The organism is Geobacillus sp. DSP4a, from assembly GCF_013096875.1.
GTDB lineage: Bacteria > Bacillota > Bacilli > Bacillales > Anoxybacillaceae > Geobacillus > Geobacillus thermophilus.
The window spans coordinates 11,304-33,572 of the sequence record NZ_SDLD01000014.1 but is presented as its reverse complement, the minus strand read 5'-3'; the positions used below and the strand labels follow the sequence as shown (position 1 = coordinate 33,572).

24 protein-coding genes, 1 pseudogene and 1 riboswitch are annotated in these 22,269 nt (G+C 54.5%); of the genes and pseudogenes, 21 read left to right on the top strand and 4 right to left on the bottom strand.

All coding sequences use genetic code 11. The annotated features are described in order from the left end of the window. The first annotated feature begins 71 nt into the window (after window positions 1–71). Window positions 72–1,391 carry a diaminopimelate decarboxylase gene (gene lysA, locus ETC02_RS06835; protein WP_050367493.1) on the top strand — a complete coding sequence of 440 codons (1,320 nt, stop codon included), beginning with the start codon at window positions 72–74 and terminating at the stop codon, window positions 1,389–1,391. 69 nt (window positions 1,392–1,460) lie between these two features. On the opposite strand, the gene ETC02_RS06830 is transcribed toward lysA, so the two are convergent. Continuing rightward, entirely contained in the window at window positions 1,461–2,339 is an 879-nt protein-coding gene (locus ETC02_RS06830) for a DUF1002 domain-containing protein (protein WP_033009085.1), read from the bottom strand. Between the two features lie 61 nt (window positions 2,340–2,400). Then, window positions 2,401–2,859 carry a CBO0543 family protein gene (locus tag ETC02_RS06825; protein WP_305847206.1) on the bottom strand — a complete coding sequence of 153 codons (459 nt, stop codon included), beginning with the start codon at window positions 2,857–2,859 and terminating at the stop codon, window positions 2,401–2,403. A 203-nt stretch (window positions 2,860–3,062) separates the two neighbouring features. On the opposite strand from ETC02_RS06825, the gene ETC02_RS06820 reads away from it, so the two are divergent. The 7 genes from ETC02_RS06820 (at window position 3,063) to ETC02_RS06795 (ending at window position 7,910) form a co-directional block, all read left to right on the top strand. After that, complete coding sequence (locus ETC02_RS06820; protein ID WP_050367491.1) at window positions 3,063–3,503, top strand: peptidylprolyl isomerase; 441 nt, start codon at window positions 3,063–3,065, stop codon at window positions 3,501–3,503. Continuing rightward, window positions 3,490–3,618: a hypothetical protein gene (locus tag ETC02_RS18075; RefSeq protein WP_255350139.1), complete on the top strand. Its 129-nt coding sequence runs from the start codon at window positions 3,490–3,492 to the stop codon at window positions 3,616–3,618. Before ETC02_RS06820 ends, ETC02_RS18075 begins: the two co-directional genes overlap by 14 nt. Before the next feature lie 47 nt (window positions 3,619–3,665). After that, window positions 3,666–3,799, top strand: a riboswitch (FMN riboswitch). Between the two features lie 204 nt (window positions 3,800–4,003). Continuing rightward, the gene (ribD, locus tag ETC02_RS06815; protein WP_171698148.1) at window positions 4,004–5,101 is read left to right on the top strand and encodes a bifunctional diaminohydroxyphosphoribosylaminopyrimidine deaminase/5-amino-6-(5-phosphoribosylamino)uracil reductase RibD; all 1,098 of its coding nucleotides are present in this window, start codon (window positions 4,004–4,006) and stop codon (window positions 5,099–5,101) included. Between the two features lie 2 nt (window positions 5,102–5,103). Next, window positions 5,104–5,748 (top strand): riboflavin synthase, encoded by a 645-nt coding sequence (gene ribE, locus ETC02_RS06810; RefSeq protein ID WP_033008263.1) that lies wholly within the window; start codon window positions 5,104–5,106, stop codon window positions 5,746–5,748. Window positions 5,749–5,770: 22 nt separating this feature from the next. Beyond that, window positions 5,771–6,964: a bifunctional 3,4-dihydroxy-2-butanone-4-phosphate synthase/GTP cyclohydrolase II gene (locus ETC02_RS06805; protein ID WP_050367490.1), complete on the top strand. Its 1,194-nt coding sequence runs from the start codon at window positions 5,771–5,773 to the stop codon at window positions 6,962–6,964. Between the two features lie 19 nt (window positions 6,965–6,983). Then, a complete protein-coding gene (gene ribH, locus ETC02_RS06800) occupies window positions 6,984–7,448 on the top strand; it encodes a 6,7-dimethyl-8-ribityllumazine synthase (protein ID WP_033008265.1) in 465 nt (154 codons plus the stop codon). Window positions 7,449–7,559: 111 nt separating this feature from the next. Next, the gene (locus ETC02_RS06795) at window positions 7,560–7,910 is read left to right on the top strand and encodes a GNAT family N-acetyltransferase (RefSeq protein WP_033008266.1); all 351 of its coding nucleotides are present in this window, start codon (window positions 7,560–7,562) and stop codon (window positions 7,908–7,910) included. A gap of 51 nt (window positions 7,911–7,961) precedes the next feature. On the opposite strand, the gene ETC02_RS06790 is transcribed toward ETC02_RS06795, so the two are convergent. Next, the gene (locus ETC02_RS06790; RefSeq protein ID WP_033008269.1) at window positions 7,962–8,474 is read right to left on the bottom strand and encodes a DUF309 domain-containing protein; all 513 of its coding nucleotides are present in this window, start codon (window positions 8,472–8,474) and stop codon (window positions 7,962–7,964) included. Window positions 8,475–8,717: 243 nt separating this feature from the next. Between ETC02_RS06790 and ETC02_RS06785 the strand changes: the two genes are divergently transcribed. The 3 genes from ETC02_RS06785 to ETC02_RS06775 all read left to right on the top strand — a co-directional run bounded on the left by ETC02_RS06785 (window position 8,718) and on the right by ETC02_RS06775 (window position 10,871). Further along, on the top strand, window positions 8,718–9,479 hold the full coding sequence (locus ETC02_RS06785; protein ID WP_033008270.1) for a segregation/condensation protein A: 762 nt from the start codon (window positions 8,718–8,720) through the stop codon (window positions 9,477–9,479). 311 nt (window positions 9,480–9,790) lie between these two features. Next, window positions 9,791–10,420 carry an SMC-Scp complex subunit ScpB gene (gene scpB / locus ETC02_RS06780; RefSeq protein ID WP_171698151.1) on the top strand — a complete coding sequence of 210 codons (630 nt, stop codon included), beginning with the start codon at window positions 9,791–9,793 and terminating at the stop codon, window positions 10,418–10,420. A gap of 46 nt (window positions 10,421–10,466) precedes the next feature. Then, on the top strand, window positions 10,467–10,871 hold the full coding sequence (locus ETC02_RS06775; protein ID WP_063210902.1) for a hypothetical protein: 405 nt from the start codon (window positions 10,467–10,469) through the stop codon (window positions 10,869–10,871). Between the two features lie 99 nt (window positions 10,872–10,970). Here ETC02_RS06775 and ETC02_RS06770 read toward each other — a convergent pair. Beyond that, window positions 10,971–11,099, bottom strand: a pseudogene (locus tag ETC02_RS06770) (DUF2935 domain-containing protein); the annotation flags it as partial. 163 nt (window positions 11,100–11,262) lie between these two features. Between ETC02_RS06770 and ETC02_RS06765 the strand changes: the two are divergent. The 10 genes from ETC02_RS06765 (at window position 11,263) to ETC02_RS06720 (ending at window position 22,148) form a co-directional block, all read left to right on the top strand. Next, window positions 11,263–12,567, top strand: a complete 1,305-nt coding sequence (locus ETC02_RS06765) for a superoxide dismutase (RefSeq protein WP_171698146.1) — start codon at window positions 11,263–11,265, stop codon at window positions 12,565–12,567. 321 nt (window positions 12,568–12,888) lie between these two features. Further along, window positions 12,889–14,034, top strand: a complete 1,146-nt coding sequence (locus tag ETC02_RS06760) for a D-alanyl-D-alanine carboxypeptidase family protein (RefSeq protein ID WP_171698145.1) — start codon at window positions 12,889–12,891, stop codon at window positions 14,032–14,034. Next, window positions 14,027–14,623, top strand: a complete 597-nt coding sequence (locus ETC02_RS06755) for a nucleoside recognition domain-containing protein (RefSeq protein WP_171698144.1) — start codon at window positions 14,027–14,029, stop codon at window positions 14,621–14,623. The genes ETC02_RS06760 and ETC02_RS06755 overlap by 8 nt, the downstream gene beginning before the upstream one ends. Beyond that, on the top strand, window positions 14,623–15,156 hold the full coding sequence (locus ETC02_RS06750; protein ID WP_171698143.1) for a spore maturation protein: 534 nt from the start codon (window positions 14,623–14,625) through the stop codon (window positions 15,154–15,156). The genes ETC02_RS06755 and ETC02_RS06750 overlap by 1 nt, the downstream gene beginning before the upstream one ends. A 132-nt stretch (window positions 15,157–15,288) precedes the next feature. Continuing rightward, the gene (locus tag ETC02_RS06745; protein WP_063330668.1) at window positions 15,289–16,020 is read left to right on the top strand and encodes a pseudouridine synthase; all 732 of its coding nucleotides are present in this window, start codon (window positions 15,289–15,291) and stop codon (window positions 16,018–16,020) included. Window positions 16,021–16,162: 142 nt separating this feature from the next. Further along, a complete protein-coding gene (resA, locus tag ETC02_RS06740; RefSeq protein WP_063210897.1) occupies window positions 16,163–16,687 on the top strand; it encodes a thiol-disulfide oxidoreductase ResA in 525 nt (174 codons plus the stop codon). Window positions 16,688–16,700: 13 nt separating this feature from the next. Continuing rightward, entirely contained in the window at window positions 16,701–18,359 is a 1,659-nt protein-coding gene (locus ETC02_RS06735) for a cytochrome c biogenesis ResB family protein (RefSeq protein ID WP_063210895.1), read from the top strand. Then, window positions 18,346–19,533: a c-type cytochrome biogenesis protein CcsB gene (ccsB, locus tag ETC02_RS06730; protein WP_033008281.1), complete on the top strand. Its 1,188-nt coding sequence runs from the start codon at window positions 18,346–18,348 to the stop codon at window positions 19,531–19,533. The genes ETC02_RS06735 and ccsB overlap by 14 nt, the downstream gene beginning before the upstream one ends. A gap of 96 nt (window positions 19,534–19,629) precedes the next feature. Further along, window positions 19,630–20,355 (top strand): response regulator transcription factor, encoded by a 726-nt coding sequence (locus tag ETC02_RS06725; RefSeq protein ID WP_483299729.1) that lies wholly within the window; start codon window positions 19,630–19,632, stop codon window positions 20,353–20,355. Continuing rightward, window positions 20,355–22,148, top strand: coding sequence for an ATP-binding protein (locus tag ETC02_RS06720; RefSeq protein WP_063210893.1), 1,794 nt, complete (start codon window positions 20,355–20,357; stop codon window positions 22,146–22,148). The genes ETC02_RS06725 and ETC02_RS06720 overlap by 1 nt, the downstream gene beginning before the upstream one ends. Window positions 22,149–22,269: the final 121 nt, after the last annotated feature.

The following is a 22,269-nucleotide window of genomic DNA, read 5'->3' as shown; positions in this document are numbered from 1 at the left end:
GGTTGCGAAACTGTCTTTTTTGCTTTTGGTATGCATGTTTGCGCCACTTTGATGAGGAATGAGGGATTTCAATGTTTTTTCATGGAACGAGCCGCGTCAATGAAAAAGGGCACTTGGAAATCGGCGGCGTCGATACGGTCGAGTTGGCGAAAACGTATGGAACGCCGCTTTATATTTATGACGTTGCTTTGATCCGCGCGCGGGCGCGCGCGTTTAAGGAAGCGTTCCGCCGCCATGGCGTGCGGGCGCAAGTCGCCTACGCCAGCAAGGCGTTTTCTTCAGTTGCCATGGTGCAGCTGGCCGCTGAGGAACAATTGTCGCTCGATGTCGTCTCAGGCGGGGAGCTGTATACGGCTTTGGCCGCCGGGTTCCCGCCGGAGCGCATCCATTTCCATGGCAACAACAAAAGCCGGGATGAACTGGCGATGGCGCTTGAACACGGGGTCGGCTGCATCGTGGCCGACAACTTTTACGAGCTCGAGCTGATTGAACAATTGGTGGGGCCATCCGGTCGAGCGGTTCCGGTTTTGCTTCGCGTGACGCCAGGGGTTGAGGCGCATACGCACGATTACATTTTAACCGGACAGGAAGACTCGAAGTTCGGCTTTGATTTGAATAACGGTCAAGCGGATGAAGCGTTCCGGCGCGTCATGGCGTCGGCTGCGTTTCAACTGCTCGGCGTCCATTGCCATATCGGATCGCAAATTTTTGAAACGACCGGCTTTGTGCTCGCCGCACGAAAAATGTTTGCCAAGCTGGCCGAATGGCACAAAACGTGTGGGTTCGTTCCTGCGGTCGTCAACCTTGGCGGCGGCTTTGGCATCCGCTATACGGATGAAGACGACCCGATTCCGGTGTCAGCGTATGTCGACTGTATCGTGGATGAGGTGAAAACACAGGCGGAAGTGCATCAACTTCCGCTGCCGGAAATTTGGATTGAGCCCGGCCGCTCGCTCGTGGGGGATGCCGGAACGACGATTTATACGATCGGCTCGCGCAAAGAGGTGCCGAACGTCCGCACCTATATCGCCGTTGACGGCGGCATGAGCGACAACATCCGCCCGGCGCTGTATGGAGCGAAATACGAAGCGGTGCTGGCCAACCGGGTGCTGGGCGATCGGATGGAAGTTGTGTCCATTGCAGGGAAGTGTTGTGAATCAGGCGACATGCTCATTTGGGACATCGCACTTCCGGAAGCGAAACCGGGCGATTATTTAGCCGTCTTTTGCACCGGTGCTTACGGCTATTCGATGGCGAACAACTACAACCGTCTGCCGCGTCCGGCGGTCGTATTCGTCGAAAACGGCGACGCCCAGCTCGTCGTCAAACGGGAAACGTATGAAGACTTGATCCAATATGACTTGCCGTTGAAGGCGAAAGTCAACCAATGAAGGCGGCCCTGGAAAAGAACGGCCGCCGCCAAGAAGAGAAGGCGCCCTAATGCAGCAGGGCGCCTTCTCTCATTGTTGGTTGGCGGAAAAGGCCGATTTGATGGCATTCCAAATTTCTTTGAGGATGTCGATCAAATTTTGGATGAATGTTTTCCCTTCTTCTGACTGCAAAAACGCAGACAGCTGCTCTTTCGCCTTGCTCAGCTGGTCGTTCACTTGGTCCCAATTGATGTCGGCGTTTTGCATTTTGTGAAAAAGGGAGACGAGAGCGTTGATTTCATCGGCGCTTAATGTGATGCCAAGATCATTGGCGATTTTTTCAATCAAGGCGCGCAAGTCAGCGTCCGTTTGCGGCGGGTTGTTGGCGATTTCCTCTTTGATTTTCGCCAGCAAGGCGACCGCTTTGTCCGCGCCGATCGAATCAGCGAGCTTGGCCGTTTGCACCATTTCCTCGTTGGCTACCTTTTTTACGTCATCTGGAATCGCCTTGTCGGACGAAATTTCGTACGCCTTCATCAGCCCCGTCAGCGCTGCGGTGCCGGAAACCGGAAACGGAGCCGTGATATAAATATCGGCATCTTTCACCCCAGCGGTGATCAAGGCGTTTGTATACATCTCTTTCGTCACCCATGTGATGTTGTGCGTCTCAACGTGAAGCCCTGAGCCCGGTTCACCGATGGTGATCATGGACGATGAGATGGCGCGCGTGCCGATTTGTGCCTTCGGGATGAGTCCATCCAAATATTTATGCTCCTCGGCGTTCGAGACCGTGATTGTCTGCGCTCCGTCCGGCGCTTTCATTTCTTCCAGCACTTTTTGTTTTTGTTCAGCGGTCAAATTTTCACCAAGCGTGACGATGACATCACCCGGCGCGGCATCGGCGGCTGCGATGGCCGGAAACGCCAGCAGCATCGCCCAAAGCAGCGATGAAGCGATCGTTCGTTTCACATTGCTCGCCTCCTATCTACCAACCATGCACTACCATTATAACGTACGCCGGCGTGAATTTCTATTCGGAACGGCGCTTTGCCTTCGCCGCCAAGCGGCGCACGAACAACAAATGCCAAAGCAAAATCAGAAACAGAAGCGGATATAAGGCGGCTGAATAGGAAAGCTTCCAGCCGTGGTAGTAAAAAATTTCTGTCCTCAGCGCCGCCATTTCATACAAAATGGAAAAGAGCGACCATCCGCCGATATAGGCGGCCTGCACCCAAATCGGACGATGCATCGGGTATCCGTTTAAAAACAGGAGGTTGACGGTGACGTAAATGAAAACAGTAAATACATAGTCCAGTCCGTCGACTCCAACATCAAAATACCCGTATAAATGGTACTTGGCATCGAGAAACAAATCCGTTGAAAGGCCGAAGAAAACCGCAAACAGCGAAGTTGTATACATTTCAAGGCCTGAAAGCCGTTTGGGCATGAGGAGAAACGAAACAGAAAAGACGATTACCGTCACCGCCATCAACAACACCGTCGGACGCCCCCTTGCCAGTTTTGCTACGTCTATCATTCATCACTAGTGTACCCATTCCGATTCCATATAAATATATTTATTATATTAAAAAAACAATGAACAGTTCGACGAGGCGGCATTTTGGCTTTCTTTCCCTTTCGAATCATGATATGATAAAAGCGGTTGAAGCGCAAAAAAGGAGCTGAAGTACCATGGCGAAAAAAGGATATATTTTGATGGAAAACGGTGGGAAAATCGAATTTGAACTATTCCCGAACGAAGCGCCGGTGACGGTCGCTAATTTTGAGAAATTAGCTAATCAAGGGTTTTACAACGGCTTGACGTTCCACCGCGTCATCCCTGGATTTGTCAGCCAAGGAGGATGTCCACGCGGCAATGGAACGGGCGATGCCGGTTATACGATCCCGTGCGAGACGGACAACAATCCACACCGACATGTCACCGGCGCGATGTCCATGGCGCACCGCGGCCGCGACACCGGCAGCTGCCAGTTCTTTATCGTCCACGAGCCGCAGCCGCATTTGGACGGAGTGCATACGGTCTTTGGCCAAGTGACATCGGGCATGGACGTCGTGAAGACGATGAAAAACGGCGACGTGATGAAGGAAGTGAAAGTATTTGACGAACCGTAAGCAACGGACGGAAGACGAGGAGCGGACAAGCCGGAACAATTGGCTTTTGTTTTTCATTTTGCTGGGGATGAGCCTATTGTGGGGAGCGGCGTACTGGTTTTGGGTCGTACAATGATGATTTCCGGCCGCTCTTGTGGTATAATAAACCTAACAATATAGTGAAGCCTCCTTCGGGGCAGGGTGAAATTCCCGACCGGCGGTGATGAGGCGCTATGCCTCTCAGCCCGCGAGCCGTATCGGCACGATCCGGTGTGATTCCGGAGCCGACAGTATAGTCTGGATGGGAGAAGGATGGCGATGTGCGCACGGTTGTTTTCGGCCGGCCTGGACGGCCGGCGCCGGTTTGGTGTAGCGGCGGCCGCTTTGTGTCGGTCGGTATGACATAGTTAACGAACAAGTGTTCTCGTTTGTTTGGCTGCACATCATGGTTCATTCTCTCATCAACGAACCCCCGGGGAAGTTCCGGGGGTTTATTTTTTAGAAAAAAAGGGGGGAGTGTGGTGTATCGCGATGAACATTATATGCGGCTTGCGCTCGATGTCGCGAAAGCCGGAATCGGGCAAACGTCCCCCAATCCTGTCGTCGGTGCTGTTGTGGTCAATGGCGGAGCGGTCGTCGGGCTTGGCGCCCATTTAAAAGCGGGAGAGCCGCATGCGGAAGTGCATGCGATCCGCATGGCCGGCGAGAAGGCGCGCGGGGCAACGGTGTACGTGACGCTTGAGCCGTGCAGCCATTACGGCAAAACGCCTCCATGCGCGGATTTGCTCATTCAAGCCGGCGTCCGCCGCGTCGTCATCGCGACAACCGACCCGAATCCGCTCGTCGCCGGGAAAGGGATCGACAAGCTGCGACGGGCGGGCATTGAGGTCGATGTCGGGCTGCTGAAAGAAGAGGCGGATGAGCTCAACCGGGTGTTTTTTCACTATATCGCGGTAAAAACGCCGTTTGTGACGTTAAAATACGCGTGCAGCCTCGATGGGAAAATTGCGACGGCGACCGGGGAAAGCAAATGGATTACGTCCGAGGCGGCGCGCCAAGATGTGCACCGCCTTCGCGCCCAGCATGACGCCATTTTGGTCGGCGTCAACACCGTGTTGGCGGACAATCCGAAGTTGACGGTCCGCATCGGGGAGCAACGGAAAAATCCGCTCCGCATCATTTTGGATACAAACTTGCATACGCCGCTTGACGCCCATGTTGTCACCGACCGGGAGGCGGAAACGTGGATCATCACCGGGAGCGGCATCAGCTGGGAAAAGGCCGAGGCATACGAGCGCCTCGGGGTGCGCATCATCCCGATGGCGGCTGCGCACATTCATGTGCGCGACGTGCTCCGGCTGCTCGGTGAGCAGCGCATTACGTCGCTGTTTGTGGAAGGCGGCTCGCGCGTTCATGACAGCTTCCTCCGGGCAGGGGCGGTCAATGAAGTGGTCGCCTACATCGCCCCGAAGCTGATCGGCGGCCGCGAAGCGCCGACGCCGGTCGGCGGCCTCGGCTTCTCGCGCCTTGAAGAGGCGATGGAGCTTGACATCCGGCAGTTGGAGATGGTCGGCCCGGATATAAAAGTCGTTGCTGCGGTGAAAAGGAGGGGGGAGTAAGGATGTTTACCGGTATTATTGAAGAGGTCGGCACGGTTGAACAAATGAGGCAAACGGGCGACGCCATCGTGATGGCGATTGGCGCCCGCCGGGTGCTCGAAGACGTTCGCCTCGGCGACAGCATCGCCGTCAACGGCGTCTGCCTGACCGTCACGTCGTTTACTGACCGGCGGTTTACCGTCGATGTCATGCCGGAGACCGTCAAGGCGACGGCGCTCAAAACATTGAAGCCGGGATCGAAAGTGAACTTAGAGCGGGCGATGGCGGCTGGCGGGCGGTTTGGCGGCCATTTCGTCACCGGGCATGTGGACGGCGTCGGGCGCATCGTCCGCCGATGGCCGAAGGCGAACGCCGTCTACTATGAAATTGAAGCGCCTCCCCCGCTTCGCCCGTACATGATTTATAAAGGATCGGTCGCCGTCGATGGGACGAGCTTGACGATTTTCGGTCTGAGCGAGCGCACGTTCACCATTTCGCTCATTCCGCATACGCGTGAAGCGACGATTTTAGGCGAAAAGCAGCCGGGCGACCTCGTCAATATCGAGTGCGATATGATCGGCAAATACGTCGCTGCTTTTCTTGCCGCGAAAGAGGAGCTGCCTTCTGGATTGACGAGCGAATTTTTGGAGCGGCATGGCTATAAATAAACGGGATAGGGGGCAACTTCAGATGTTTGACACGATTGAAGCGGCACTGGACGCGCTGAAAAACGGCGAAGTGATCATCGTCTGCGACGACGAAGACCGGGAAAATGAGGGCGATTTTGTCGCATTGGCTGAAAAAGCGACGCCGGATGTCGTTAATTTTATGATCACCCATGGCCGCGGGCTTGTGTGCGTGCCGATTACGGAAGAGTTGGCGGCGCGGCTCGGGCTTGAGCCGATGGTCGCGCATAACACCGACGCTCATGGGACGGCGTTTACCGTCAGCATCGACTACAAGACGACGACGACCGGAATCAGCGCCTACGAGCGGGCGGCGACCATTCAGGCGCTGCTCGATCCAAATGTGAAAGCGAGCGATTTTAAACGGCCTGGCCATATTTTTCCATTGATTGCCAAACAAGGCGGCGTCCTGCGGCGCGCCGGCCATACGGAAGCGGCGGTCGATTTGGCCCGCCTTTGCGGGGCGAAGCCGGCTGGCGTCATTTGCGAAATCATGAAAAAGGACGGAACGATGGCGCGCGTTCCGGATTTGCGGCAAATCGCCGACCAATTCGGATTGAAAATGATCACGATCAAAGATTTGATCGCCTATCGGAGCCAGCGGGAAAAACTAGTGAAGCGCGAGGTCGACATTTGGCTGCCGACTGAGTTCGGCGAGTTTCGCGCCGTCGGCTACACGAACGTGCTTGATGGCAAGGAGCATGTGGCGCTCGTCAAGGGAGACATTATTCCCGATGAACCGATTCTTGTGCGCGTCCACTCCGAGTGTTTAACCGGTGATGTGTTCGGTTCGTATCGGTGCGACTGCGGTCCGCAGCTGCATGCGGCGCTGCGGCAAATCGAAGCCGAGGGGCGTGGGGTGCTGCTTTACATGCGTCAAGAGGGGCGCGGCATCGGCCTGATGAACAAACTGCGCGCCTATAAGCTGCAAGAGCAAGGCTACGATACGGTCGAGGCGAACGAAAAGCTCGGCTTCCCGGCCGATTTGCGCGACTACGGCATTGGTGCGCAAATTTTAAAAGACCTTGGCGTCACGAAAATGCGTCTGCTCACGAACAATCCGCGCAAAATCGCCGGCTTGAAAGGGCACGGGCTTGAAGTTGTCGAACGGGTGCCGCTTCAAATGCCAGCGAAAAAAGAAAATGAAAAATACTTGCGCACGAAATATGAAAAACTAGGGCATATGCTTCATTTTTGAAAACAGGAGGAGAAAAAACATGCGGGTTCTTGAGGGAAATTTAGTCGGCACCGGGTTGAAAATCGGCATCGTCGTTTCTCGTTTTAATGAATTCATTACGGGCAAGCTTTTGTCAGGGGCGATCGACGGTTTGACGCGCCATGGCGTCAGCGACAATGACATCACGGTCGCCTGGGTGCCGGGCGCATTTGAAATTCCGCTCCTCGCGAAAAAAATGGCGGAATCGAAGCAGTTTGATGCCGTCATTGCGCTCGGCGCCGTCATCCGCGGGGCGACGAGCCATTTTGACTACGTGTGCAGCGAGGCGGCCAAAGGCGTCTCCCACGCCGCGCTCTCAAGCGGCGTCCCGGTCATTTTCGGCGTATTGACGACCGATACGATCGAGCAAGCCATTGAACGGGCCGGCACAAAGGCGGGCAATAAAGGCTGGGAAGCGGCCGTTTCGGCCATTGAGATGGCGAACGTTTTGCGGACATTTGTGTAAAAAGGCATGAAATGGTTCACAATATCGGTGAGAATGTTTATAATACGTATAGAGAAAATGACAACGTGTTTTCCTTTTCGGAAAAGCGTTTGTCGATAATGAGGGATTTTTATGTTGATCCGCTATCGAAAAAACTATGAGAAAATCGCCATGGGACTGTTGTCGTTTATGCCGACGGAAAAAGATTTGAAACGGCTCCAGCAGACGATCAAACAGTATGAAACGAACAGCGACTGGCAGCTGTTTTTATGGAAGGAAGGGGACGATATCGTCGGCATTATCGGCGTCCTGTTGTGCGCTCCTGATGTTGTGCAAATCCAGCACATCAGCGTCAATCCATCGCATCGCCACCAAGGGATCGGAAAACAGATGGTCAAGGCGTTGAAAGAGGCGTACCCCGACCGCCGGCTATGCGCGAACGAGTGGACCGCCTCGTTTTTCGATAAATGCCAAACGTGCTAGCCCAACGAGACAAATCGGCGCAACGCCGCGCTGTTGCGGGCGGCAGAGGGGTTATGTCCCTTCTGCTTTCGCCCGCTTTTTTTGTTCGCGGGCGGCGATGACGTCCGAACGGTCGCGCCGCCGGTGTTTGTCTACAAGGTCGATATCAGTGAGATCGCTCGCCTGCCCCCAAACAAGCTGCCGCTCGGCGCAGGCGGCTTGGCACTGTTCGTACAGGGAGCGGTCGCGAATCGGCAGCTCAATGCTTTCATACGGTTCGCCGCGGGCAATCCGCTCGGCGGCCTCTTCAAGCAGCACGGCCAACTCCTTCTCGTCAAGGCCGAGCCGGCGGATCATCCCGCGCGCCTCCTCAAGCAGCGTCCGCGCCCGTTTGATAAGGCGGAGCGCGCCGGAACTGTTGCCGCGCCGGTAGTGGTAAAAGGCGACGGCAATTTGGATGAGAATGAGCCATTCCCGTTTCCGTCCGTCGCGCTTCCATTGTTCTTCTAAAATCTCATGACATTCGAAATAATCGCGGTCGCCATGGAAATGGACTAAATAGTCGATATATGCTTTTGGATACATGGGCCATCGATCCTTTCGCCGAGGCGTGTTTCGCGGTAGGCGGCCTTGTTGCCAGGCAAAGCCGTGCAGCTGCCGGCGCTGCGGCAGGGCTCTCCTTGTATTATACGTTTTCATGGCGTTCGAGGCAAAAACCGTCTCATTTCCGTTCGCTTCGCCGCGGAATTATGATACAATAAGTATATTGCCAGCAAGGTTCTCCAATGTGCGCATCGGCGCGGGGAATGGCTGCGGAAAAATGGTGGGATGGATGTGCAAGTGCCGTATAACGTCAAAATTGAAGCGTTTGAAGGGCCGCTTGACTTGCTTTTGCATTTAATCAACCGCTATGAGATCGATATTTACAACATTCCGGTGGCGCAAATTACGGAACAGTATATGGCGTACATTCACGCCATGCAAGAGCTTGAGCTTGATATCGCCAGCGAATATTTGGTTATGGCGGCTACGCTGTTGGCGATGAAAAGCAAAATGCTGCTGCCGGTGTCCGACGAACACGCCGAAGATGACAGCTTGGAATTCGCCGAGGCGGACGATCCGCGCGAAGAGCTGATGCAGCGGCTTCTTGAGTACAAAAAGTTTAAGGAAGCTGCACGCGAGCTGAAGCGGCGCGAAGAAGAACGGGCGCTTCTGTTTACAAAACCCCCGAGTGACTTGAGCGCGTACGCCGATGAAAAAAAAGCGTCCGCGCCGCTTGATGTCAACGTCTACGATATGCTCGGCGCCCTGTCAAAACTGTTGCGCCGCAAAAAACTGCAAAAACCGATGCGGACGAAAATTGCCCGCCAAGATATTTCCGTTGAAAAGCGGATGGCGGAAATTTTGCATGAACTGCGGCAGGCGAAAGAACGGAAAAACTTTTATGAGTTATTTCCGTCCTGCGACCGTTCGTATATCGTTGTCACTTTTTTGGCTATTTTGGAATTAATGAAACAAAATAAAATCATCGTTGAGCAAGAGCGGAATTTCAGCGATTTGTTTCTCGCCGCCAATCATCTGGCCGGTTGAGGCGGTTCGCGATGGCGGACCGCTTTCCTTTTGCCTGCTGGGCCCATCGGCTGATGGTCGGTGCGAAGGCGAGACGGACAGCTGCTGATTCGGAAAAGGCTCATGAGCAAGTTTTGCTCTTCGCCCAGGCGTGAAAATGTCTGCTCAAGGCATGCGCATCTTCACGAAAAAGTCTCATGGGCAACGTTTTGCCCTTCACCCGGGGATGAAAATCACGCGCCAGTCCTGCATTTTCGCGGAAAATGTCGGGAAGCCGCAAGATGGCTGCAGTTGCGATCAAAACGGTGAAAAAGGAAAGGGGAGAAGGGAGAATGGACCAAAAGGAAATGAAAACAAACAGCGCTGCTGGTGCGCCGGCTCCATTCAAAGCGATCGTGGAAGCGCTGTTGTTTGCCGCTGGCGATGAGGGGCTGTCGCTTGCCCAAATTGCCGCTGTTTTGGATATTGGCGAGCCGGAGGCGAAAGCAGTGATGGCGGCGCTCCAGGAAGACTGCTGCCGCGAAGAACGCGGCATTCAGCTGGTCGAGCTGGGCGGCGTGTTTTTATTGGCGACGAAGAAAGAGTATGCTCCGTATTTGAAAAAGCTGGTCGAAGCGCCGGGAGCGTCGCCGCTGTCGCAGGCGGCGCTCGAGACGCTCGCCATTATCGCCTACCGCCAGCCGATTACGCGCGCTGAAATCGAGGAAATCCGCGGCGTGAAAAGCGACAAGCCGCTGCAGACACTCATGGCGCGGGCGCTCATTAAAGAAGTCGGCCGCGCCGAAGGGACCGGGCGGTCGATTTTATACGGGACGACGGCCGAATTTCTCGACTATTTCGGCCTGAAAACGATTGAAGAACTGCCGCCGCTGCCAGAATGGACGGACGATGGCGAGGTTGAGCGGGAAGCTGACTTGTTTTTCGGAAAATTGGCGGAAAATTTGAGCGACGGACAGCCGTAATATGGTAAAATAAAGAAAAAACGGCTGACCGGGAAGGGGTGCGCTCATGAACATTTGCCGCCTGCAAGGCGAAGAATTGCAAAAATCGCAGTCGAATACGTTTGAGGACTACTTCAACCGATCGGAAGTCACGTACCGCGACGGCGGCGAAGAGCGGACGCTGTCTGTGTTGTATTTGCGCCATTTTGAGGCGGCGCTGCTTGATTGGCTGCCGTATGAAAGCGATCCACTGTTTACGGCTAACGGGCGCGACATTCGTTTGCGCGACATCGTCGCCCTCGTTTGTTTATGGAAAAATCCGGAATACCGACAGCGCCGGCGCGTCTATATTCATGACGAAGGCGAATTGCGCCGCTATTTTGCTGCTCTTGACACCGAGGCGCTGGAGGCGCTTGTCGGCGAATGGGCGGAAACCGGCGAGTGCCGCTTGCCAGAGCGCGCGCCGCAGTGAAACAAAAGCCGTGTGTTCCGTGCTTGGCGGGGCCGGCAAAACGGCTATACGGGCAAGAAAAAGCGGTTCCTTCGAGCGAACCGCTTTTTTCCTTATGGACTATTGTGTGCGCGTCTTGGTCGGATCGCAGGCTAGAGCTTTCACTTCGCCGGTCGTTTCCGCCAGCTTTTGCAAGTAGTAACATTCTTCGCGCGCCATATGGTCGGCCATCAGCGGCGACTGCATGCCTTGGACGTAATAGATGCTTTTCCCCTCCTTCTGTTTTTTCAGCTGAGTATGGCCTCGCTCCTATATGTATGAGCAGCCAAAAATTTGGGTGAATGCGGACAAGAACGATTTCCGCAAGCAGGCATACGATATGGCGAAAAAAGCAGGAGGAGGTTTTTACCAAATGGACGACCAAACGTTATTCGCCCGGTATGCGGCTGAGGTGAACGAATGGGGAGAACAGGTCAAGCAGGTGCTGGCGCTGCGCGGGGCAAGCACTGATGGCGCTTCGGCGCTGCTGAAGTTTATCGCCGAACATGACGGAGCGTGGACGGAAGAGGCAATCCGCGAACTCACGCGCCTTGTGGATGACGTGTACGCCGCTGCGCTTCGCCATTATGCCATCGAAGCGGCTGAGTGGGGGAGACAAATGGAGCACGCCCTATCCGCGCGCGGAGCGGCGGATGACATCGGCCTTTCTTCTTTGTTGGCGCGCATTGAAGAACACGACGGCGAGTGGACGGAGGAGGAGATTGGTCAACTGCAACGCCTTGTTGACGATGTGTATGTTCGAGCCGTTCGCCTTGTCGAACCAGTAGCCGGCGGACAGGAGGAAAACTCGCCGCGGCGGGAAGAAGCAGCCGTTTTGCTTGAGCAGGAAGGCGGCGGAGAACCAAGCGTTGAGGAGATCGTCACACACGGGGGAGATACCGAACAAGAGCCGGCCGCGGCGGCGGAACGGGCGGAGCCGATTGCATCCTCATCGGCGGATTCCGCTGATGGCGGGCAGTTGCACAAGGAAAAGACGATTGACGAAGAGCAGCGGCAAGAGGAAGGCGAGGCCGATGGTGAACGGCAACAGCCGATCCCGCCCGGCAGGCATGTGCTGCCGCCTTTGCCGTACAGCTATGATGCGCTTGAACCCCATATTTCCGAAGAAATTATGCGCCTTCACCATACGAAGCATCATCAAAGCTACGTCGATGGTCTGAACAAGGCGGAGCGCATGATGGCCGAAGCGCGCCGGACGAACAATTTTGAACTGCTGAAGCATTGGGAGCGGGAAGCGGCGTTCCACGGTTCGGGGCATTATTTGCATACCATTTTTTGGTATAATATGCATCCGGAAGGCGGCGGCGAACCGCGCGGAGAGCTGCGGGCGCAACTGGAACGCGATTTTGGCAGTTTTGCTGCGTTCCGGCGCCATTTTACCGAAGCGGCCAAAAGCGCCGAAGGGGTCGGCTGGGCGCTGCTCGTTTGGGCGCCGCGGGCGCATCGGCTCGAAATTTTGCAGGCGGAAAAACACCAGCTCATGGCGCAATGGGATACGATTCCGCTTCTTGTGCTCGATGTGTGGGAGCATGCCTATTACTTGCAATATAAAAACGACCGGGCGGCATACATCGAACATTGGTGGAACGTCGTCAATTGGCGCGATGTCGAAGCGCGTTTTCATGAGGCGCGGAAGCTGCGCTGGCAGCCATTTTAAACAGGCGGGGGGACCCCCGCCTGTTTTTTGAGGGGTAAAAGCCGGCTCCTTGTCTAGGAGGGCGGTTTTGCCGAAAACGCGATGCGGTTTGCTCTAGGTGTTGCACGTGTAGTCCCATCCTTCATCTGGTGGAAGCCTGCGAACGCTTCTACGGCCATATTTTTTCATCATATTTGTCCCACCGGCGCATACACTTGTACAGAACATGGCCTTGGTGTGTCGCGATCTTCCCTCTATTGCGCTCATTTCAGGTTGAATGGAAAGGAGGAACAGGCGATTCCTCCCTGCTTGCCGAAGGAGGGGGATCCTCGCCGGTATCGGATGAAAAGGTGGAAGCGGCTCATTTGCCTTATGGTCCTCGCTGCAGGGATGATATCATGCGTTCCACGGCAGACGAACGCCATGGACGGGGTGAGCGCAAAAAGCGCCATTTTAATAGAACAGCATTCCGGACGGATTTTGTTTGCGAAAGACGCCTATACGAAGCGGCGCATTGCCAGCATCACGAAAATTATGACCGCCATTTTGGCCATCGAGTCCGGGAAGCTTGACGACATGGTGACCGTCAGCGCCCGCGCCGTTCGGACGGAAGGATCATCAATTTATTTGCGCGAAGGAGAGAAAATCAAGCTGCGCGACTTAGTGTACGGGCTGATGCTTCGTTCCGGCAATGACGCCGCGGTTGCCATCGCAGAGCATGTCGGCGGCAGCGTCGAGGGGTTTGTGTTTTTAATGAACAAAAAGGCGGCTGAAATCGGGATGCGCGACACAGAGTTTGCCAATCCGCACGGATTGGACGATGCGGAAAACCATTACTCAACGGCCTATGATATGGCGTTGCTCATGCAATACGCGATGAAAAACGAAGAGTTTCGCCGCATTTCCGGAACGAAAGTGTACCGCGCCCCCGCCCCGCCCGGTGAGGACGGCGCGCGCGTATGGCGGAATAAAAACAAGCTGCTGACAAGCCTTTACGAATATTGCACCGGCGGCAAAACCGGCTATACGAAACGGGCGCACCGCACGCTTGTGACAACGGCGTCGAAAGATGGGGTCGATTTGATCGCGGTGACGTTGGACGCTCCGGACGACTGGAACGATCATATCGCCATGTATGAGTACGGGTTTTCCAACTACCATATCGCAAAAGTCCGCGGCGAGCGGGTCGTGAAGAAAATTTCCGATCCGTTTTACAAAGGGCGGCTGCGTGCAGCCCGCGATTTGCAATATCCGGTGACCGAACAGGAGACGGGAGAGCTGCGGGTGAAAGTATATTTGTTGAAGCCGCGCAAGGGATGGGAAAAATACCCAGAACGGGCGCCGACAGAGGTCGGAAAGGCGGTGCTTTATTTGCATCAAAAGGCGGTTGATTCGGTGCCGCTGCTGTATGAACCGGGAAAGGAAGGAAGCGGCCGAGGGTTTTTATGGCAAGTATTTCGCTTTTTAGGTGTGAGAAGCGATGGTTAACCTCATTTGGGTGATGATGGCGGTCATTGGCATCGTCTTTGCGGCGGCCAACGGCACGATGGACGAAGTGAACAAAGCGGTGTTTGAAAGCGCCAAAGAAGCGGTGACGATCAGCATCGGCATGGTCAGCATTTTAGTGTTTTGGCTCGGGCTGATGGCGATCGCTGAACGCGCCGGCTTGCTTGACAAAGCGGCGCGCCTGTTTATGCCGCTCGTACGCCGCTTGTTTCCAGAGGTGCCGCCCGGCCATCCCGCGCTCGGCTATATCGTCTCGAATATGGTCGCCAACATGTTCGGCCTTGGCAATGCGGCGACGCCGATGGGCATAAAGGCGATGGAGCAGCTAAAAAAGCTCAACGGCGGCCGCGACGAGGCTAGCCGATCGATGGTGACGTTTTTGGCCATGAACACATCAGGCATTACGCTCATTCCGACGACCGTCATTTCGATCCGCATGACGTACGGATCGGCGTCGCCGGGCGAGATTATCGGCACGACCGTTGTTGCCTCGGCCATCTCCACGATCGGAGCCGTATTGATTGACCGATATTATTATTGGAAACGGATGCGGAAAGGCAGGAAGCCATAATGGCCATCGTCCAACTTCTTTCTGTTTGGCTGATCCCTGCGCTCATTGCTTTTATTTTGCTTTACGGTACAGCAAAGAAAGTGCCGACGTACGAAGCGTTTGTGGAAGGCGGCAAGGAAGGGATCGAGATCGCGTTTTCGCTCATCCCGTATTTGGTCGGCATGTTGGTGTCGGTCGCCATTTTCCGATCCTCAGGGGCGCTTGATGCCATGATGGAAGTGATCAAACCGCTGGCTGATGCCATTGGACTGCCGGCCGAAGTCGTTCCGCTTGCGGCTCTCCGCACGCTTTCCGGCACGGCGGCGCTCGGCATGACGACCGATTTGATCGCTACTTACGGCCCGGATTCGTTCATCGGGCGCCTTGCTTCTACGATCCAAGGCAGTACGGAGACGACGCTTTACGTGCTCACCGTCTATTTTGGCGCCGTCGGCGTCAAAAAAATGGGCGATGCGTTAAAAGTCGGCATTTTGGCCGACATTCTCAGCTTTATTGTTTCTGTTTTCATCGTTTTGTTTGTATTCGGGCGCTAGCGGCGCCTTTTTTCGTTCCCGCCGTTCGGCGGGTTTTTTGTTTGCAAAGGGAGCGGGAAAGGTGAAAAATAAAAGTGCCGCGCTTGTATCTGTTAGACGGAAAGGGTAAGATGATGAAAGAGGTGAGAGAGAATGGAACGGCTGCAAAAAGTGATTGCCCGCGCTGGTTTGGCATCAAGGCGCAAGGCGGAAGAAATGATTTTGCAAGGGCGGGTGAAAGTCAACGGCCGCGTTGTCACGGAGCTTGGCGTCAAGGTCGGACCGCGAGATGAGGTCGAAGTCGACGGCATTCCGGTCGAGCGCGAGGAGCCGGTGTATTATTTGCTGTACAAGCCGCGCGGCGTCATCTCGAGCGTCAAAGATGACAAAGGGCGCAAAGTGGTGACCGATTTTTTCAAGGATTTGGACAAACGCATTTACCCAGTCGGGCGGCTCGACTATGATACGTCCGGGCTGCTTTTGCTGACGAACGACGGCGATTTCGCCAACTTGCTCATGCATCCGCGCTATGAAATCGAGAAAGTATACGTTGCGAAAGTGAAAGGCATCCCGACGCGCGAGCAGCTGAAGCAGCTCGAGCAAGGGGTGATGCTGGAAGACGGCATGACGGCGCCGGCGAAGGTGAAACTGCTCTCCGCTGACCGAAAAAAGCGGACGGCGATTGTCGAAATCCGCATCCATGAAGGGCGGAACCGGCAAGTGCGCCGCATGTTTGAGGCGATCGGCTGTGAAGTGATGAAACTGAAGCGCGAACGGTATGCGTTTCTTGATTTAAAAGGGCTTCGTCCCGGCGAATACCGCGAGCTGACACCGCACGAGGTGAAGCTGCTGCGCGTCCTTGCCCAATCCGGCGGGCGAAAATGACGAAGATTGTCACATAACGTTCATATCCTTGCACAGCAGGCTGAATAAAACTTTGCTATAATGGAAAATGGGAGATTGTGAACCGCTTGCCTCCCCTCTACCGTTGGCTGTGGGGGAGGAGAAACGTAAAGGGGTTTGAACGATGAAAAAACAACAGCGCTTAGTGATGAGAACGGTTATTTTGCTCGTGCTTTTGGCGGCGATCGGCTATACGATTTACACGAATTTTTTCACGGAGAAAACGGCTGTCGCTGTTGGTTCGACGGCGCCTGATTTTGTGCTGACCGATTTGAAAGGGCATGAACATCGTCTTTCAGACTATCGCGGCAAAGGCGTTTTTTTGAACTTTTGGGGAACGTGGTGCAAGCCGTGCGAGCGGGAGATGCCGTATATGAACGAGCTGTACCCGATTTACAAAAAACAAGGGGTTGAAATTTTGGCTGTCAATGTCGGTGAACCGAAGTTGAGCGTTGAAAAGTTCGCGGAACGGTTCGGCCTGACATTTCCGATTGTGATCGACCGTCAAGATCAAGTGTTGAACGCCTATAATGTCGGCCCGCTGCCAACCACGTTTTTGATTGACAAAAACGGCGAAGTGAAGAAAATCATCACCGGCGCGATGACAAAAGCAGACATTCAACGCCATTTGGAAAGCATCAAACCGTAAGGAGTTTTGCGCCATGGAACACGTCAAATGCGAATGCGGCCATGTCAATCCGCACGGCACGGCGTTTTGTGAGTCGTGCGGCAAGCCGCTTGCTGATTTGGGAGAAAAACTGATTTTGGACATGCGCTACGAAGGAAGCGCCCGCCGGTCGCAAACGTACAAGCGAACATTCATCGACCAAATTTGGGCGTTTTTCTCCTCGGTCAAAGTTGGGGTAGCGCTCATCGTCATCACGCTCATCGCTTCGGCCGTCGGTACGATTTTTCCGCAAGAAATGTATATCCCGCCGAACGTGAATCCGGCTGAATACTACGAAGAGCAGTACGGTTGGGCAGGGAAGCTGTATTATGAGCTCGGCTTTAACAACTTGTACGGCTCATGGTGGTACATTTTGCTCATCGCCTTAATCGGCGTTTCGCTTGTCATTTGCAGCTTGGACCGGGTCGTTCCGCTTTACCGCGCCTTGAAGCGGCAAGGGGTGAAGCGCCATCCGCATTTCTTGGAGCGGCAGCGGTTGTTTGGCGTTTCGCGCGTCGGCGATATGGACAAGGCGGTCGCTCTGCTGAAAGAGCGGCTCGCCAAGCAACGATACCGCATCCGCGAAGAAGGCGGCCATCTGCTCGCCGAAAAAGGGCGCTTTTCCCGCTGGGGACCGTATGTGAACCATGTTGGCCTGATCATCTTCTTAATCGGGGCCATGCTTCGCTCGGTGCCGGGCATGTACATTGATGAGGTGATGTGGATTCGCGAAGGGGAAACGAAAGAAATCCCAGGGACTGACGGCCAGTACTTTTTAAAAAGTGAAAAGTTTATTTTTGACACGTACAAAAAAGGTGAAGACAATGAAGTGTTTAATGCCGCCATCGACCGTGTCGGCGATGGCATGATTGCGGAAAACTATCAGACAAATGTCGTCTTGTATAAGCGCGTCGACCCGACAGTCGCCGGCGCCAAACCGAAGCTCGAAAAGGTGAAAGAATATTCGATTCGCGTCAACGAACCGCTGAAATTCAACCATTACGCACTCTATCAAGTCGATTTCCGGCTGAACGAGCCGAAAACGATGTCGTTCCAACTGGCGGATAAACAGTCGGGAAAAACGTTCGGCACGGTAGCGATCGACTTGTACGATCCAAAAGAAACGTACGACCTCGGACGGGGGTATCGCGTCGAGCTATTAAGCTATTTTCCTGACTTTGAGTTTGACGAAGACGGCAACCCGTCGACAAAATCGCGCGTGCCGAACAATCCGGCGTTCGTCTTTAAAATGTATGCGCCGGACCGTCCGAAAGGGGAAGTCAGCTTCGTCGCCATCCAACAAACGATCGAACCGTTTGGCAACAACAAGTACAAAATGGCGTTCGCGGGGCTTGAGACGCGCAATGTCTCCGGCTTGACCGTCCGCCGCGATTTCACGCTTTGGATTTTAGGGGTGGGCGGCGCGATTTTCATGATCGGGCTCATCCAAGGAATGTATTGGAATCACCGCCGCATTTGGGTGCAGCGGGTGAACGGCGAGCTATGGATCGCCGCACATACGAATAAAAACTGGTTCGGCTTGAAAAACGAGCTGCGCCGCCTGCTTGACGGCACCGGCTTAACGATGCCGGCCGATCGGCTCGAGGAAGAGAAAAAAGCCGGACAAGGAGGACAAGCGCATGGCACAGCTTAGCAGCACATTGCTCTATATTTCGTTTGTGTTATATTTGATCGGCACGTTTTTTTTTGGCGGCGCCATTCGCGACAAACGGAAGGAGCGGCAAGGAAAGGATCGTTGGTCGCAGCTTGGCATTGCCGTGACGATCATCGGTTTTCTCACCCAGGTCGGGTATTTCATCACGCGCTGGATCGCTGCCGGGCATGCTCCGGTGAGCAATTTGTTCGAGTTTACAACGTTTTTCGGCATGATGCTTGTCGCTGCTTTTATCATTGTTTATTTCATTTACCGGTTGAGCGTGCTCGGCCTGTTTGCGCTTCCGGTCGCGTTGCTGATCATCGCCTATGCGAGCATGTTTCCGCGGGAAATTTCGCCGCTCATTCCCGCCTTGCAAAGCGATTGGCTGCACATCCATGTGACGACGGCGGCGGCTGGTGAAGCGATTTTGGCCATCAGCTTTGTCGCTGGGCTCATCTATTTGATTCGCGTCGTCGATCAATCGAAGCCGTCGAAACGGACGTTTTGGCTCGAAGTGGTCATGTTTTGCTTAATTACTACGCTCGGCTTTGTCATCGTTTCGACAGCGTTCGGTCTTTCTGGGTATGAAGCGAAGTTCACGTGGGTCGACAAAAACAAGCAGACGGTTGAGGTCATCTACGATATGCCGGCGCTCGTTGGGCCGCACAAAGGGGAGCTTATGAAAGAAAGCGCCGGCCGCATGGAGCCGCTTGTTGAGATGCCGGCGATCATCAATGCAAGAAAGCTCAATACGGTCATCTGGTCGCTCATAGCCGGAACGGCGCTGTACATCATGCTTCGGCTTCTCTTGCGCAAGCGCGTTGCCGCCGCACTCAAGCCGCTCGTGAAGAACGTTAACTTGGATCTGACCGATGAGATCAGCTATCGGGCGGTGGCGATCGGCTTTCCGGTGTTTACGCTCGGGGCGCTCATTTTTGCCATGATTTGGGCGCAAATCGCCTGGACGCGTTTTTGGGGCTGGGACCCGAAAGAAGTATGGGCGCTGATCACTTGGCTGTTTTACGCTGCCTTTTTGCACCTTCGTTTGTCAAAAGGCTGGCATGGTGAAAAGTCGGCATGGCTCGCCGTCATCGGCTTTGCCATTATTATGTTTAACTTAGTGGCGGTCAACCTCGTCATTGCGGGATTGCACTCGTACGCCGGAACATAATGGAAAACAACCGGATGCTCTGTTGGCGAGCATCCGGTTTTTCGGTAAACTAGAAAATAGGGAGTGTTTCCATTGATGATAGGAGGGTGCAAAGCATTGGAAAAACAAGAAAAAACCATCCGTATTTTAGTGGTTGACGATGAAGAGCGCATCCGGCGGCTCTTGAAAATGTATTTGGAGCGGGAAAACTATGTGATCGATGAGGCCGGCGACGGCAATGAAGCGTTGGAGAAGGCGTTGACGAATGATTATGACGTCATTTTGCTCGATCTGATGCTGCCGGGCAAAGATGGAATTGAGGTGTGCAAAGAAATCCGCGAGCAAAAAACGACGCCGATCATCATGTTGACGGCAAAAGGCGAAGAATCCAACCGCGTGCAAGGGTTTGAAGTCGGCACGGATGATTACATCGTCAAGCCGTTCAGTCCGCGCGAAGTCGTGCTGCGCGTAAAAGCGCTGTTGCGCCGCGCGGCGAACGCCCCCTACGCGCCGGTGGAGACGACGGCGAAAGACGTGCTTGTGTTTCCGCATTTGACGATTGACAACGATGCCCACCGGGTGACGGTCGACGGCAAGGAAGTCAGCTTAACGCCGAAAGAATATGAGCTGCTTCTCTTTCTGGCCCGCTCGCCCGACAAAGTGTTCGACCGCGAACAGCTGTTGAAGGAAGTATGGCATTACGAATTTTTCGGCGACTTGCGCACGGTCGACACCCACATTAAACGGTTGCGCGAAAAGTTGAATAAAGCGTCGCCGCAGGCGGGAAAAATGATCGTCACCGTCTGGGGCGTCGGCTACAAGTTTGAGGCAGTGAACGACTGATGTGGCTGTTTCGCAGCGTCGTCGGCAAGCTATGGTTTACGATTTTGTTGCTCGTTTCGTGCGTGCTGTTTATTTTAAGCATTTTGCTTATTAAATTTTTGGAAGATTATTATGTGCAGGAAGCGGAAAACGACTTGACCCGCCTGGCGACAAAAGTGGCCGAGGTGATGCACGATTACCGCGATGAGCAGCTTGCCCGCTCGATCGCTTGGACGCTTGTGGACAATCGAACGAAAGCCGTCATCGTCGCCGATGAGTCGCACTATTGGTATTCGCCTGGCGATGCTGGTTTGGACAATATGCCGCTGTCGTCGATCCGCCAAGATCGGGACTTGCGGCGTGTGCTGACAGATGGGAAAACGGTGAAAAAGCGTTTGTATATGCTGGAGCGGCATCCAAAAGAAAAGCTGCCCCGTGATATGATCATTGTCGGCGTGCCGATGTCGATGCCGGATGGCAGCCGAGGAGCTGTGTTTATCTATCAGTCGCTCGAGGCGATCGCCGACGCGACGGAGCGGACGAAAGAGCTCATTTTTCTTGCCGCGTTTATCGCCATTGTCATGACGACGTTTTTTGCCTTTTTCTTGTCGACGCGCATCACCGCTCCGCTCCGGAAAATGCGGCAAGCCGCGTTCGAAATGGCGCGGGGCCATTTCGATATGAAAGTGCCGATTTTAACGAACGATGAGATCGGTGGGCTGGCGATGGCGTTCAACCAAATGGGACGGCGTCTGCAGTTTAACATCAACGCCTTAAACCAGGAAAAAGAACAGCTCGCCAGCATTTTAAGCAGCATGGCCGACGGCGTCTTGACGTTTAACCGCGACGGGGAAATCTTGATTACGAACCCGCCGGCTGAGCGGTTTTTGCAGGCGTGGTATTTTGAGCAAGGAAACGACGCGGAAGCGATGGCGCCGTTGCCGCCGCAAGTGAAAGAGCTGTTCGCCCGCGTCGTTCGCGAGGAGAAGGAGCAATCGACCGAAGTGACGCTGCAGGGGCGGACGTGGGTCATTTTAATGACGCCGCTGTACGGCAAAACGATGGTGCGCGGCGCGGTGGCTGTTTTGCGCGACATGACCGAAGAGCGGCGGCTTGACAAGCTGCGCAAAGACTTTATCGCCAACGTTTCGCACGAATTGCGCACGCCGATTGCCATGCTTCAAGGCTACAGCGAGGCGATCATCGACGATATCGCGGCGAGCGAAGAAGAGAAGAAAGAGATGGCGAAAGTCATTTATGACGAGTCGCTGCGCATGGGCCGCCTTGTTAACGATTTGCTTGACTTGGCGCGCATGGAAGCTGGCCATATCGAGCTAGAGTACGAACAAGTCAAGCTTGTTCCTTACATCGAGCGGGTGATCCGCAAGTTTTACGGGCTGGCGAAAGAAAAGCAGATTGAGCTGACAGCCGAGTTTCGCGATCGGGACATCGAAATCGCTCTCGATCCGGATCGGATCGAACAGGTGCTGACGAACTTAATTGACAACGCCATCCGCCATACGGAATCGGGCGGCACAGTTCGCCTCATCATCGAACCAAGCGGCGACGGCGTGACGATCCATGTCCAAGACTCTGGTTCCGGCATTCCCGAAGAGGATTTGCCGTTTGTGTTTGAACGGTTTTACAAAGCCGATAAAGCGCGCACGCGTGGCCGTTCCGGCACCGGGTTAGGCCTTGCCATCGCCAAAAACATCGTCGAAGCGCATAAAGGGCTCATTACCGTTCACAGCAAACTGAACGAAGGAACGACGTTTTCGTTTTATTTGCCGGCCCGCGGACCGAAAGGAGCGTAGCGCCGTTTGGAAGAGCGGGGAAGCCACGGCTTCCCTGCTTCTTTCATGCTGAAGCGAACTGGTTGACGGATTTGTTTTAGTGGTATAGACAACTAGAATATATAATGTTATAATGAGATAC